11 protein-coding genes and 2 pseudogenes are annotated in these 14,337 nt (G+C 44.0%); 7 read left to right on the top strand and 6 right to left on the bottom strand.

Going from position 1 to position 14,337, the window contains the following annotated elements:
* Positions 1 to 593: 593 nt before the first annotated feature.
* Positions 594 to 989, bottom strand: a complete 396-nt coding sequence (locus VZ94_RS03920) for an HNH endonuclease (RefSeq protein ID WP_045778242.1) — start codon at positions 987 to 989, stop codon at positions 594 to 596.
* A gap of 688 nt (positions 990 to 1,677) precedes the next feature.
* Between VZ94_RS03920 and VZ94_RS03915 the strand changes: the two are divergent.
* From VZ94_RS03915 to VZ94_RS03895, 6 genes and pseudogenes are all read left to right on the top strand, one after another.
* Positions 1,678 to 3,329: pseudogene (locus VZ94_RS03915) on the top strand (SulP family inorganic anion transporter).
* Positions 3,329 to 4,463, top strand: a pseudogene (locus VZ94_RS33045) (putative inorganic carbon transporter subunit DabA). Before VZ94_RS03915 ends, VZ94_RS33045 begins: the two co-directional pseudogenes overlap by 1 nt.
* Positions 4,441 to 5,907, top strand: a complete 1,467-nt coding sequence (locus VZ94_RS27925) for a putative inorganic carbon transporter subunit DabA (RefSeq protein WP_239649616.1) — start codon at positions 4,441 to 4,443, stop codon at positions 5,905 to 5,907. Before VZ94_RS33045 ends, VZ94_RS27925 begins: the two are co-directional and overlap by 23 nt.
* Entirely contained in the window at positions 5,904 to 6,227 is a 324-nt protein-coding gene (locus VZ94_RS27920) for a hypothetical protein (RefSeq protein ID WP_239649615.1), read from the top strand. Before VZ94_RS27925 ends, VZ94_RS27920 begins: the two co-directional genes overlap by 4 nt.
* Positions 6,193 to 7,791, top strand: a complete 1,599-nt coding sequence (locus tag VZ94_RS03900) for a proton-conducting transporter transmembrane domain-containing protein (RefSeq protein ID WP_239649614.1) — start codon at positions 6,193 to 6,195, stop codon at positions 7,789 to 7,791. Before VZ94_RS27920 ends, VZ94_RS03900 begins: the two co-directional genes overlap by 35 nt.
* Positions 7,792 to 7,857: 66 nt before the next feature.
* On the top strand, positions 7,858 to 8,463 hold the full coding sequence (locus tag VZ94_RS03895) for a DUF2490 domain-containing protein (RefSeq protein ID WP_239649613.1): 606 nt from the start codon (positions 7,858 to 7,860) through the stop codon (positions 8,461 to 8,463).
* A gap of 58 nt (positions 8,464 to 8,521) precedes the next feature.
* Here the strand turns inward: VZ94_RS03895 and VZ94_RS03890 are convergent, their stop codons facing one another.
* From VZ94_RS03890 to VZ94_RS03875, 5 genes are read right to left on the bottom strand one after another with little or no spacing between them, the layout of a single operon-like run.
* The gene (locus tag VZ94_RS03890; protein WP_045778240.1) at positions 8,522 to 8,968 is read right to left on the bottom strand and encodes a hypothetical protein; all 447 of its coding nucleotides are present in this window, start codon (positions 8,966 to 8,968) and stop codon (positions 8,522 to 8,524) included.
* Positions 8,968 to 9,870, bottom strand: a complete 903-nt coding sequence (locus VZ94_RS03885; protein ID WP_045778239.1) for an ABC transporter permease — start codon at positions 9,868 to 9,870, stop codon at positions 8,968 to 8,970. Before VZ94_RS03885 ends, VZ94_RS03890 begins: the two co-directional genes overlap by 1 nt.
* Entirely contained in the window at positions 9,870 to 10,568 is a 699-nt protein-coding gene (locus VZ94_RS03880; protein ID WP_045778238.1) for an ABC transporter ATP-binding protein, read from the bottom strand. Before VZ94_RS03880 ends, VZ94_RS03885 begins: the two co-directional genes overlap by 1 nt.
* 14 nt (positions 10,569 to 10,582) lie before the next feature.
* On the bottom strand, positions 10,583 to 10,924 hold the full coding sequence (locus VZ94_RS27915; RefSeq protein WP_239649612.1) for a transporter associated domain-containing protein: 342 nt from the start codon (positions 10,922 to 10,924) through the stop codon (positions 10,583 to 10,585).
* 13 nt (positions 10,925 to 10,937) lie between these two features.
* The gene (locus tag VZ94_RS03875; RefSeq protein WP_239649611.1) at positions 10,938 to 11,870 is read right to left on the bottom strand and encodes a hemolysin family protein; all 933 of its coding nucleotides are present in this window, start codon (positions 11,868 to 11,870) and stop codon (positions 10,938 to 10,940) included.
* Between the two features lie 289 nt (positions 11,871 to 12,159).
* Here VZ94_RS03875 and VZ94_RS22175 point away from each other — a divergent pair, with 289 nt between their 5' ends.
* Positions 12,160 to 14,130, top strand: coding sequence for a translocation/assembly module TamB domain-containing protein (locus tag VZ94_RS22175; protein WP_131655463.1), 1,971 nt, complete (start codon positions 12,160 to 12,162; stop codon positions 14,128 to 14,130).
* Positions 14,131 to 14,337 lie beyond the last annotated feature (207 nt).

Genomic DNA, 14,337 nt, shown 5'->3' with positions numbered 1-14,337 from the left:
CTGTCTTACGGGTTAGTTATTTGGTGCATGGAATGCACCCTACCTGGCTGAATCGAGCAGGATGAGTTCCTTGGCTTGTACTATTGCCAATAGAGCATATACCGCTTCCGTTTCGACTCTGATGCGAGGATGAGTCTGGTTGTCCAGCGGGCGTTGCAGGCGCAGCAATTGTCAAGATAAATACGCATGGTTTGATATATGCAATTGGCATTTCTTTGTTTTTGGCAACATCATCCGCTTCGTTGATGACGGTTTGCTAGCGTGAAACTGTCTTACGGGTTAGTTATTTGGTGCATGGAATGCACCCTACCTGGCTATTTTTTGACTAAAATTAACGCGATAAGGTGTGTCTTACAGAGGTTGTGCCGAACAACGTGAGGCGCAACGTACGGGAGCGATGCGCCTCCTAACGTCGGCAGTTAAGTAGGGTGCATTCCATGCACCAAAGACCTGCGTCAATAACGTGTATCTCCGAAGAAATCCCGACCCAATCACACCAAACACCATTTTTCACATAACCCTAAAACGTTCAATCTGTGCGCTCTCTTTGGTGCATGGAATGCACCCTACCTGGCTGAATACTTTCACAGTCTCTATCGGCGAATCCACCTTACCGCGTTGTCAAGATAAATACGCATGGTTTGATATATTCTATAGGTATTTTCTGCTGTCGATGCGATTGTTGAAGGTTCAGCGATTACGGTCCGATAAGCAACATTGGAATGCCAATAGTTTTCCATTTGGGCCCAATACGTTCCTATCTTCTCACGTGCCTCAGCAACGGATGAAAACTCCTCGTCAAGCTTCATGTGATTGCAAATGCAGCAAGATGTGACCAAGTTAGACTTCTCATCCGTTCCACCACGGGATTTGGGTTTGAAATGGTCAACTTGCAGGAATGCCCAAGTACGAAACGAGTTGCCATCAAAACCGCAGTAGACGCAACGAAAGCAGTCTCTCTCAAAAATATCTTCATCTGGCGGACGCATGATTACTCCTTGGTGAGCCTAACAAGAAAAAATATATCGACTAAAAAAAAGAACAGCATTCATATAATCTATTAATTCTCATACCATTCCCCCTTCAATACATCTTCAGCAATAGCAACAACGCCAGGTAATCATACAACCTAGAGCATTTAAACAGATAAAGCAGCCGCCTGCAACGAGCTATTTTTCAGCATAGCCGCTGATATTCAATGCCAAGTGGTTCAAAACCACCTTACTGGTTGTTTTCAACTGGTGTCACTTGGAAAAAACAACCATTACCATTTCAATAATACTCACTCATTTTTTTTATACTTTAAAAATCATAAGCTTAAACATATAAATTAACCTTGTTATATTGGCTTGATAATTGCTATTTCTTAGCGATACATTGTAAATCAGGCTACCCACTTAAGACGGGACAGTCAAGTGAGAACAGTGTCATCTCGGCTCGGCAACTGCTCCTGCGTTGCTAAGCCACAAGGAGGTGCTTGAAGTTTTGCCATCCATGTCGCCTGGATTCCGGCAATCCCTGCCGGAATGACGATTTAGCTCCACTGGCTAAAATTAAAAGTGTCCCGTCTTTAAGTGTGTAGCCATGAATCATGCATAACGTACAACCCTAGTTTGCTCAGTTTAATCATAACGTGCTAACACGCTAGGGATGTCAAGTCACTGAGGGAGTATGAGAATGAGAGATTTAGCAGCAGTTATTCCAAAAACGGGGTTGGCGGGTTTGAAAGCCCATTGGTGTAATGATGTGTTATCCGGTTTTTTGGTGTTTTTAATTGCGATGCCATTATGCTTAGGCATTTCTATGGCGTCAGGTTTTCCGCCGTCAGCAGGGCTGATTACTGCGATGGTAGGTGGATTATTGGTGTCGCGCATTAGCGGCTCGTTTGTCACGATTAATGGTCCGGCTGCGGGTTTAATCGTTGTGGTGCTGGCTGCGGTACAGTCATTAGGTGAGGGTGATGCGATGGCAGGTTATCGCTACACCTTAGCGGCGATTGTCGTGGCAAGTATTTTTCAAATTTTATTGGGCGTGTTTAAAGCGGGTCGGTTAAGTTCATTTTTTCCGGCTTCGGTAGTTCACGGTATGTTGGCTGCGATAGGCATTATTATCATGGCTAAACAGCTCCATGTTGTGATGGGGACGGCACCGGAAAAAGGTAGTAGTTTAATTTCGACGATTTTACAAATCCCGCACAGTTTCATTAACTTAAATCCAGAAATTGCGCTGATTGGCTTTACTGGCCTGGCGATATTAATTGCCTGGTCTATGGTTAAAAATCGTTGGTTGAAAATGATTCCGGCACCGTTAATTGTCGTGTTAGTCGGTATTGGTTTGGGTCGGTTTTTCGATTTGGAACATGAGCACATGTATTTGTTTCTGCCTGATGCGACGTTTTTTACCGCATCATGAGGCAACGGTAGGCCCTAAGTTTTTAGTATCGATTTCAGAGAATTTTGCCGCTAGCTTTTATTTCCCTGATTTTTCCAAAATAGCTACCGCAGAGTTTTGGGAAGCGGTATTAAGCATTGGTTTAGTCGGCAGCTTAGAAAGCTTATTAAGCGCGATGGCGGTCGATAAATTAGATGTGTATAAACGCCATGCTAATTTAGATAAAGATTTAACAGCCATAGGTATTGGTAATCTGATTTGCGGTGCAATAGGCGGGTTGCCCATGATTGCCGAAATCGTGCGTAGTTCGGCTAATGTTAATAATGGTGCGAAAACCGGTTGGGCTAACTTTTTTTCACGGTTTATTTTTGCTGTTGTTCGTCGTGTTATTCCCGCGCTTAATTCATAGCATTCCGTTAGCCGCTTTAGCTGCGTTGTTAGTGTTTACTGGTTTCCGGTTAGCCTCGCCAAAAGAATTTGCTAAGGTCATGGGCTTAGGTAAAGAGCAATTGTTTATGTTTGTCGTGACGATTATTGGTGTCATCGCTACTGATTTGTTAATCGGTGTTGCTATCGGCATTTTGACTAAGTTTACAATTCATTTAATTCGCGGTGTTAAACCTAGCAATTTGTTCAAAATGGAGTTTCAGGTTTCATCAAGAGATAACACGATTTGGATAGACATTTCAGGGGCGGCGATTTTCTCTAATTTGTTGTCATTGAAAACCGTGTTAAAAACCATTGAACCGGGTAAAAGCCTTATTTTTCAACTGAATGATGCGTTTTTATTAGACCATACGGTTATGGAGTACTTACACGAATTTCAACATGATTACCAAGATCATGGTGGTACGTGTCAGTTTATTGGCCTGGAATATCATCAAGCCTATGCGAATCATCCGTTAGCGGCGCGTCGTATTAAACAAGACTTAGTTTAATGGTAAAGGAGGTTTTTATGACCGCTGGCAAACCTGATTTTTCGTTTGATTTAAACTCGGCCATTGCGCATATTGCGCACTGGTTGCCGACTCAAGGCCCGATTAAAGATTTTATTCATCATAATACGTTACATGCTGTACAAAACTATTCGTTTCACGACGGTGTGGCAATTGCCGCTAAAGTCTTTGGTGCACGCAGCTATTTGCCGATAGCCGATTATCAAGCGCGTTATCGCCAAGGTCGTATCACCGATACGGCGATTGCTTGGGCGCTTGCTCATTCTGGCTGTTCTGAGTCCGAGCAAGCGGCGTTGAAAGAGCATTTATTCAAAGATGATGATAACGGTCATTATCCGCCCGTATCATTAGCTAATCATGGTATTCGTAACCGCTGGTTAAGCCATTTAGCTGTTGATTTGAATTCCTTAGCGCATCCCGTGTTGTTTCGGTTATTGGGTAATTTTCTCGATCAAGGGATTAGCCGCTGGACTTTAGCTAAGAAATCCGAATCATTTTGGCAATGTGTCTGGCGTTTTAAGCCATGACAGTTTAATACCGTTATATCCGTTTACCGACCAAGACAGTTTGGAGTTATTAAACCAGCCGCCTGAGCAAGTCATTACTACGTGCTTGCAAAAAATCGTTGGTTTTGAACCTTTATACGAGCAATATCTGTTAGAAATGCTGTTAGCGCATCCTGGTTGGTCAGGTATGGTCAGGGTTTTAGAAGAAAATCCTAAGGCGTTATTAGAGCCTAGAGACATTAGCTTGGCCCATATGATAGCGGTGGAGTTGGCCATTGAATGGGGAATTTTACGCCATAAACGCGGCGACACGTTTACTAACGTGGTTAATACCCCTGAGTTATGTGAAGTGCCGTTATTAGCCGACTATGAAAAAGACCTTAATATTCCGCTGCCATTGAAAGTTTGGCATGAAGCGATGGAATATTCATTGCACTATGAGTTATTAGCGGCATTAAAAGCGCAAGACGCTCCTGCTAAGCCTTTGAATGTGCCTGTCGCGCAAGCGTTGTTTTGTATTGATGATAGAGAATGCTCGGTACGCCGGTATTTAGAAGCCGCTAATCCCGCGATAGAAACGTTTTGGCGTGGCTGGTTTTTTCGGAATTGATTTTTTATATCAAGGTTTCGACGATGCGTATCCGGTTGCACAATGTCCGAATATTCTCAAACCTAAGCATTTAATTGTGGAAAAAAGCGTACACGCCACGCCTGAGAAAGCCGGTTTGACCGATGGGTGGTCAGATTTGCATGTAAAACCGCATTCGTTATTAAAAGGTTGGCTTTATACGCAAATTTTGGGCTTAGGTTATGCCGCGCGTATGGTTTGGGATGTGTTTAGACCTGGTCCTCAGTTATTAGCGATAGAAAAATTAAGTGAATTAAACGCGCATACCCAGTTGCATTTGCTTAGAGAAAATGATGAGCCGGATGCAGAAGGGCGTTTATTAGGTTTTTCGTACGCAGAAATGGCCGATAAGATTGAAGGCTTGTTGCGCACGATTGGCTTAACTGATCGCTTTGCTCCGATTGTTGCCGTGATTGCGCACGGCTCTAGCAGTACCAATAACCCGCATTTTGCCGCTTATGATTGCGGCGCGTGTTCCGGCAAACCAGGCGCGCCTAATGCACGGGCTTTTGCTTGGATGGCAAACAATTCTGCGGTACGCGCGTTATTGCGTGAGCGCGGTATCGCGATTCCCGAAACGACGGCTTTTATTGCAGCCTTACACAACACGAGCCGCGATGAAATGACTTATCTGGATCAAGCCTTATTCAGTGCCTATCCACAGGATTCATTAGCTGCGTTACAGACTGCTATGCAAGAGGCATTGCGTAAAAACGCGTTAGAGCGTTGTCGGTGGTTTGAGTTAGCACCTAAAGCTAAAACTTGTGATAAGGCTCATGCCCATGTAGTGACAAGAGCCACATCAATTTTTGAGCCTAGACCTGAGTTAAATCATTCTAATAATTTATATTGCGTTGTCGGACGACGTGCATTAACGCAACAGTTGTTCATGGATAGACGCGCGTTTTTGCATTCTTACAATCCCAATACTGACCATGACGGTAAAACCATTAACCGTATTTTATCGGCTGTGATTCCTGTCTGTGGGGGTATTAATTTGGAATATTTGTTTTCCAGAATTGATAACTCGGTGTATGGCGCAGGTACTAAGTTGCCTCACAATGTCATAGGGTTATTAGGCGTTGCCAATGGTGTTGAGGGCGATTTACGCACCGGCTTGCCGTCACAAATGATAGAAGTTCATGAGCCAGCGCGTTTGTTAATTGTCATTGAGCAAACGACTGCGTTATTAGATAAAGCGTTTGCTGAGTTAAATCCTGACTTAGTAGAGTGGTTGAATAATGCGTGGGTGCGTTTAGCTGCATGCGACCCTGTCACGCGTGATATTTCATTGTATCAAGCTACAGGCTGGGAAGCGGTGGCGGGTTTAACGGATGGTCAGGTGCCTACGGCGACAAGTTCAGAGCAAATTATCGCTAATCAAACCCAGACTATTCCAGTGCATGTATTAAGGAGAGCGGCATGAATGCGTTATTAATCAGTTGCCAGTTACTGCCTTTAGTCGGTATTTTGCTTATTACGTTGTTCGGCTCGGATGAGCATAAGATTGCACGTTTAAGTTTTTGGGTGACCCATGCGATGGGTTTGGCCATTGCCTGTTTATTAGGTATTTGGGCTTGGCAGGGTTTTCCAGCCTACGAATTTGAATGGTTTACGCTGTATGAGCATGGTAATTACCGATTACCGGTTTTGTTTTATTTAGACAAAATAGGGGCGACGTTATTTATTTGCGATTTGGGTGGTGTTTTCCGTGATAGTGCGTTATTGCCGACATTATTTGCATAGAGAATATGGTTATAAACGCTTTTTTATCACCATTTTCGGCTTTGCCCTGGGCCTTAATATCGTCGTGTTGTCAGGTTCGATTGATATGTTATTTGCGGGTTGGGAAATCATTGGCGTATCGTCGTTTTTATTAATTGCTTTTTATCGCCATCGCGTTCAACCGGTGCGCAATGCGTTAAGGGCTTATACCGTGTACCGTTTTTGCGATATTGGTTTGTTATTAGGCGCTTGGATGAGCCATTTACTGTTTCATGAAAGCGACCATTTCAGCCAATTAGCGGTATTGTTTAAAGACAACAGTACTTCTCCGGCAAGCTTAGCAGCGTTATGGTTAATGTCAGTATTAATTTTCACAGCAGCCTGTGGCAAGTCGGCGCAATTTCCTTTTTGTTTTTGGTTACCTAGAGCTATGGAAGGCCCTACGCCATCGAGTGCAATTTTCTATGGGGCATTATCGGTGCATTTAGGTGTGTTCTTATTGTTAAGAACAACGCCGATTTGGAGTTATCACTTGGTGACGCAAGCGTCATTGTTTTCGATAGGTTTGTTAACAGTCGTTATCGCCAGCATGGCGGAAAAAACACAATCGAATATTAAAGGTCAAGTTGCTTATGCTTCGATTACGCAAGTGGGCTTAATGTTTATGGAATTGGCTTTAGGCTTGGAAAATTTAGTGTTACTGCATTTTTTAGGCAATGCGTTCTTGCGCTGTTATCAATTATTAGTGTCGCCTTCGATAGTTGCCCACATGTTGCGAATAGAGGGTGCTATCGATACCGATAACAGCTTAGCGCTTCCAGCCATGCGTAAACGTTTACCGGTGTCGATACGCGATACCTTACCGGGGGTTTTGCAAAATACGTTGTATGTGTTTGCGCTGCAAGAAGGTAATTTGGAGTTAATCGTGCGCGCTGTGTTTTGGTCGCCGTTAAAGCGCTTTGGGGCAGGGTTTAATGCCTTAACCACGCGTTATCGCTTAAGTTTAGTGATGCTGTTGATATTACCTTGGCCGCTGTTAGTGCAACTGGGTTGGGCTTCGTCTGCCATTTATGCGATTCCTGCCGTGGTTATCATGGTGTTGGCTTCATTAAGCGCGTTTAGCCAAAAACAGTTTTTATGGACGTGGCATGCCGTTGCATTAAGCAGTTTATCGGCGGCTTTCGCCGTTTGGCTGCTACAGCCTGGCGTATTGGTCGATGTGTTATTATTTTTAAGTGGCATTGTACCGTCTTGGTTAATAGGTTATTGGCTGTTGTTACGTTTGCCTAATCCGGAAAATTATCGTGATGCGCCGTTTGCCTATAGAGCGTTAGCAGAAATTCGCCCTGTGCGAGCGTTTGGGTTATTAGTCAGTTTTTTAGGTTTAGCAGGCTTTCCTATTACCCCAGCTTTTATTGGTGAAGATTTGTTGTTATACCATGCGAGTCATCAATTTGCTTGGATAGCTGGGTTAATCGCTGTCAGTTTTGTGTTAAATGGTATTGCGATAGCGCGCGTATATTTGCGCGTTTGCATGGGTAAGCCGTTAGAAATCAGTGGAATACGAAGCCAAGCCATTGGCTAAACGGGTAGGTCGGGTTAGCGTAAGCGTAACTCGACACAAGCCCAAACACTTTAAGGAAATAGTTGAATGAAGAAAACAGTATTAAAAGCATTAGCAGTTGTTTCTTGTTCCATCATAACTAGCTTACCGTTAACGGCAAAAGCAGTAGATGATGTGTTTCAAGACTCTGGCAGTTGGCTGCAATTAATGGCAGAAGGCAGTTTGAAAGCCATTTCACCTGACTTAGCGAATGCGCGTATTTGGTTAGAGGGTCAATCGCGTTACGACCGAGATTTTAGTCATTGGTATCAAGGCATGGCGCGCGTGGCGGTGGGATATTCGTTAAGTGATAGAGCCACAGTGTGGGCTGGTTATACGTGGCTGCCAACCGAAAATTTAGGAAAACCTTATCTATCTCAACAAGATATATGGCCAGGATTCCGTTATGTGCTGCCTACGTCCTGGGGTACATTGATGTTTAGAACCTTAGTCGAAGTCAACTTCTTAGAAGGCGATGACGAGCGCTATAGACCTAGACAAATGCTGCGCTTCATGCATCCTTTAGCCATTGAGCCTCGCTTAAGTCTAATCGCTTGGGATGAGTTTTTTATCCGGTTAAATACCACGAAGTATGGTGGTGATTCTGGTTTTGACCAAAACCGCGCTTTTGCTGGATTAGGCTGGACGTTTTAATAAAAGTGTCCGCGCTGAATTAGGTTATATGAATTAGCTAAGGTAAACTTCAGTCGAATCATGCCAAGCTCATAATGACGATAAACATGATGCCGGTTAGGATTAATACAAGCTGTGCGCTTAAGCATTTTGCTTTTTTATGCAGTAACGGGATTAATACTAAAGCATAAGGTGTAGGCAGCCGTTGACTGATAAAACGCTCTACTTTGCTTGGCACACCCGGTGTAGCATAATCAGCGCCTAAACCATAACTGGCTAACGCTACCCGCACAGGCATAGCGACACTACGATAAATGGGCAGCAATGCTGACGCTATCGGTATCAGCAAGCCTCCAGCAAGCGTCAATAATAATGCGCGTTCAGAATAGTCAAAGTTCGTCACTGCGCAATTAAATAACGCTAAAAGCCAAGCACTGCTGTAATAAGCGGTGGCCAAGCCTGAAGGTACCGCTAAACATAAAGCGATAACCGCGATAACAATGATTTCACCGATGTAAATCGCCATTAACCCCCCCGTTTAGCGCCTAGCGCTTTCATAATACCGATTTGATACGCATGTTCGTTAAGTGTGGTGTTTACTGTGTTAACAATTAATACCGCGCTTAATGCTAACGCTGACCACGCCATAATATGCAATACCCAATGCAAGCCTTGAAAAAAAGGCCGTCCCCAGTGATGTTTAGGATCTTGCATTAATGTCGCAGCGACGGGAATGCCTAGTTCGCCCAGTTTTAAACGCAGGTTAGCGGCAATAGCACGATTATGCCCACTATCTTCAGGTGTTGTTGTTTGTACGAGTATCTGCCGGAAAGCATCAGGTTTTAAATCCCATAACTGGGCTTGTGCAGCGCTAATAAAAAAATGAATTGGACCGCCAAAACCAGGCGGTTTAACAAAAGGGTGGCGGATAATGCCTGAAACAGTAAACCTACGAATGCCTTGTTGAGTATCTAGCTCAAGCGAATCGCCAATACCTTGTTGTAAGTGCTTAGCTGATAACTGCTCTAACGCAACAGTATCCGCTGTAGGCCAGCTACCCGCGCTTAAGTTTAACCTATCATATTTTTGCTGTAGGTAATCTGGACGCATGATGACAATAGCGGTTTGCCAGGGACTTTCTGTGTTCAATCGGTAGCGCACAGTGGTTTGACTAAAAAAATCTATACCCGCTATGTCGGGCATTGCTGTTAGCGTATTAATCCCGGTGGCATCAATTTCACCGCGCAGAATGAATTGTATAACGGCAGGCCGAGACTGTTGATGTGTCGCATCCATGTGTTGTAACTGCAAATCCATCATGCCAACTAAGCTTAACAGCGTAAACAAGCCCATAGCCATACTGAAAATCGCTAGCCAGGTTCGGGTGGGATGTGCCGATAAATCGGTACGGATTTTAGTGAATAACATTAAGGATTAGCCATTTTAGTGTGGCTTTCAATAAGACGGCCTGTACTAAACACGATTTGACGGGAGGCCGAGGCCGCTAATGCATCGTTATGCGTGACTAAAACAATGGTTTTGCCTTGTTGATGTAGCTGGGTAAACAACTCAAAGACCGTATCAGCGGTAGCCGCATCTAAATTCCCGGTCGGCTCATCGGCAATGAGTAATTCTGGATTGTTTGCTAACGCTCTAGCAATTGCTGCTCTTTGTTGTTGGCCACCTGAAACTTGGCTAGGCAAGTGATGGGCTTTGTGCGCTAAACCGACTAAGGCCAGTAATTCCTTAGCGCGTGCTTTACGTTGTGCTTTCGGAATGGCGTTAGTAAACGCCATGGCTAATAAAATGTTTTGCAATAAGCTTAATGCCGGTAATAGCTGAAAAAATTGAAAAATAATGCCGACATGAATACCGCGCCAACGAGATAATTGCTCTTCGCTTAACTGTTGTAAGCGTTGACCACAGACTACAATATCGCCTTGATTAGCGCGGTCAATACCGGTGATTAAATTTAATAGCGTCGATTTACCGTTGCCAGACGGGCCTGTAATCGCGACGAATTCACTTTTATCAATGGTTAAACTAACATCGTTTAAAACCTGTTGTGTTACATCGCCTAGCGTATACGCTTTATAAACATGGTGTAGTTGAACAATAGCAGACATAAAAAGAAGGTGATTTAGTGATGGCGAGCAATGAGGACCTTATCGATGCGCATCCCATCGATGTCCACGACCTCAAAATACCATTCTTCATAAGTGAAGTGATCGGCGACACGAGGAATTTTCTCTAAATAAAACAAAATAAAGCCGCTGACGGTATTAAACGAATTGCCCGATTCGCCTGGAAGCTGTCCCTCCATGCCGGTAACCAATTTTAAGCGCTGAATCGACAAGCCGCCATCAACTAACCACGAGCCATCCTCACGCTCAACCACATCAGGGTCTAAATCATTGTCTAAGATAGGTATATCATCAATAATGGCTTTTAACACATCGCTAAGCGTGACTAAGCCTTCCAATTCGCCGTATTCATTAACAATTAGCGCAAAATCGCCGTGTTTTTTCGCGGAAAAATTCTAATAATCTAGGTAAGGTTAATGAGTCGGGTACATACAGCGCCGGACGCACGACGCGGGAAATGTCTAGTAGTTGCTGAGCCATTAACAGCTTGATTAAATCGCTACGGTGCAAAATACCTAAGACATTTTCCAAGCCATTATGACAAACAATTGTGCGTGAATACGGGCAGTTAGCAATTAGCTCATTGATTTTGTCATTATCATCGTTTAAATCAATGACAAACATATCTTTGCTAGGCGTCATAATGGCGCCAACGCGTTGCTCATCGAGCTTAAGCACGTTAGAGACGAGTCGGCGTTCACTGGCATGAAACACACCAGATTCAGAGCCTATATCCATTAAAATGCTAATTTCTTCATTCGTTATGGTGGCTTGTGGTGGATTTTGCGCACGCAATACTCGCAATAACACATTGCTGGATGATGATAATAGCCAGACCAACGGGCTGGCTATTAACGCGAGCCCATTCATAGGCTTAGCAACGGCTAAAGAAATGCGCTCAGGTCGTTGTAGCGCTAAGCGTTTAGGCACTAACTCGCCGATGACTACGGAGAAATAAGTCAGAACACTGACAGTAATCACTAATGCAATGCTTTCGGCATACGGTGTTAATTCCGGCCAGCGGTTTAACTGTGCCACTAGCGGTGTGGTTAACGCATTTTCCCCTAATGCGCCGCTTAAAATCCCAACCGATGTAATACCGACTTGCACAGTTGATAAAAAGCGTGAAGGCTGTTCGTGCAATCGCAAGGCTGTTTCTGCGCTTGCACGGCCTTGTCTAGCGAGTTTTTCCAAGCGTACTTTATTAGCAGAAACCAATGCCATTTCAGACATGGCAAATAAGCCATTGATGAGTATTAGAATAATGATAAGCGCAATGTCCACGCGACACACCCAGTAGTGAATAAGCGCCTTTTGTAATGGATTATGCTTTTAATAGCAAGTATTACTGGTTTATTGGGATATGATTAATAGAACAGAGGAGATTGACCAATGACCTTACGGTTGGGGCTGCTTTTTAATCGACAATCCAGAAGTCAGCGACGAATGCCAAAAATTAGCAAATATAATAACTTGTTCCACATCCATGCCCTTCAGCATTAAGTCTATACGGCTTCGATTAGACGGTTTTTGTCGTATTTATAGTGTATGGTTGATTGCAATTTTTTACTCTATGCCTAGCTGGGCAGATTTCTCGCTTAGTATTCAGCAGTTACGCAGCAAACCACTAATCGTTAAAGGCTTTAGTCTAACCAGCCGAGAGTTATCATCTGATAGTATGCATTTAACGGCGGCTTTTGATGAATTAACGCTGCCCGAACTTAACTTTAAAACAAGCCAATTTTCTATCGATTGCGCGGCGCTGTTATTCGCAGAGCAGCAGTCTTGTCAACACGCTGATATTAAAGGCATTAGCGCTCAACAACAGCCTTACCACGCTAGGTTAAACTGGCTAAGTAAACCAGGAGCGTTTGACATCAACGTCAACACATTAAAACCTAAAGGGACGACGCTGGGCTTAACGCTGACACAACAGCAAGTACATTGGCAATTTAAGCTACACATACAACAGTTAAATGCCACGCTGTTAAATCAGCTAATACCAACTATTTTAGAGGCTAGCAGCGGAAAATTAACTGGAGTTTGCCAAGCACAAGGCGATGCTAAAGGTCTAAGCACATGGAGTACACAGCTACAAGCGACTAATTTTAGTGTTCAAACGCGCGACGGTTCGTATGCCATCGAGAAGCTTACTAGCGAACTTAACTTTTCTGCCCAACGCAAACAGACGAATTGGAATTGGCAACACCACGCTCGCTTGCAACAAGGCGCTGTGTACGCCAATCCGTGGTTCTTTGAGGTGGGAAAACATCCCATCAGGTTAACCGCATCGGGCTATTGGTCGGATACAACACATCAATTATTGCTCTCAAACAGCCATTATCGGCATGGTACGGCGTTATCAGCGCGTGCATCAGCGTCATTAAGCTTAGCGCCTACCTGGCAGGTAGAAAGCTTAAAATTATCTTTGCGTAGTTTAGACTTATCAAACTTTTCTAATCTCTATATCACGCCTCAACTTGCTGAAACGTTAGACAGCCTGCACTTAACCGGTCGTGTTAACGCGTCACTAACAGTCAAACACAACCAACTCAACCATATTAACGCGGCATTAAATAACGTTAATTTTTATATACCCAAACAAGACGTCGAAATAACCGGTATTTATGGTCATCTAGCCTGGGATTTAAGCCAAAAACAATTGTCATCACTACGCTGGCAACGCATCGTACTCAAGCACTTTCCGTTAGATGCGGCTAGTCTAAAGTTAGTGAGCGTTAATCGCCATATTGAACTCACAGATGCTGTTCAGATTCCCAGCTTAGGCGGTTATATTGCGGTTAATCGATTACATCTTAATACTGACGCGACTCAGCCCACGCTTGCTTTTTCCGCTGAGCTACAACAATTAAAGCTTAATGAGCTTGCTAGCGCTTTTCAGTGGGCACCGTTATCCGGTACGATTAATGGCCATATTCCTAATGTTTATTATCATGAAGACGCCATAACACTAGATGGAGACATCGCTATTGATGCGTTTGATGGTCATATTGCAATTAGCAATTTAAAGGCAGGGCATTTATTCGGTAATTTACCTACCGTAAACGCTGATATAGCGATAACACAGCTAGACTTAAATCAACTCACGCAACATTTTCAATTCGGCAGTATAAGCGGACGCTTATCAGGTCATATAAGAGAACTGGTATTGGAAAACTGGCAGCCAGTCAGCTTTTTTGCTTGGCTGGGAACGCCAGAACACGATGACTCCGAGCATAAAATTAGCCAAAAAGCCATTAATAGCATCGCCCAAATTGGAGGCGGGGCAACGGACAGAATTTCACGCAGTATCTTAAACGTGTTTGATACCTTTAGTTATGAACGGCTAGGTATGGGTTGTTATTTACATAACGGCGTATGCCAACTCATGGGCGTAGAAGCGAACGGGCACGGTTATACCTTAATAAAAGGTGGCGGTCTGCCACGTGTCGATGTGATAGGTTATAATCCACGCGTCGATTGGACGGTTTTGTTAAATCGACTCAGCCGAATTTCGTCCACTAGCGACGTTCGTATCGAATAAAACGGCTACCGCCGCTTCTTAGCAAAAATCGCCCATATAGCGCTTAGACTCATCGTTCCCACACTCTGCGTGGGAATGCGCTGCAACCGCTCTTGCGGTGTGAAACGAGACGCAGAGCGTCCTGGCTACGCTCCCACGCTAGAGCGTGGGAGCGATGAAAAAGTGTTAAATCATTTATGAGCGGTCACTTATAACGCTTAGGTAGCA

This window comes from Methylocucumis oryzae, assembly GCF_000963695.1.
Classification (GTDB): domain Bacteria; phylum Pseudomonadota; class Gammaproteobacteria; order Methylococcales; family Methylomonadaceae; genus Methylovulum; species Methylovulum oryzae.
This window is presented reverse-complemented; position numbering and strand designations above follow the sequence as displayed.

Coding starts and splice junctions, on each gene's coding strand:
- VZ94_RS03885 (WP_045778239.1), bottom strand. CDS start 9,870: ATGTTATTCACTAAAATCCGTACCGATTTATCGGCACATCCCACCCGA.
- VZ94_RS03890 (WP_045778240.1), bottom strand. CDS start 8,968: ATGGCGATTTACATCGGTGAAATCATTGTTATCGCGGTTATCGCTTTA.
- VZ94_RS03920 (WP_045778242.1), bottom strand. CDS start 989: ATGCGTCCGCCAGATGAAGATATTTTTGAGAGAGACTGCTTTCGTTGC.
- VZ94_RS22175 (WP_131655463.1), top strand. CDS start 12,160: ATGCCTAGCTGGGCAGATTTCTCGCTTAGTATTCAGCAGTTACGCAGC.
- VZ94_RS03895 (WP_239649613.1), top strand. CDS start 7,858: ATGAAGAAAACAGTATTAAAAGCATTAGCAGTTGTTTCTTGTTCCATC.
- VZ94_RS03880 (WP_045778238.1), bottom strand. CDS start 10,568: ATGTCTGCTATTGTTCAACTACACCATGTTTATAAAGCGTATACGCTA.
- VZ94_RS27920 (WP_239649615.1), top strand. CDS start 5,904: ATGAATGCGTTATTAATCAGTTGCCAGTTACTGCCTTTAGTCGGTATT.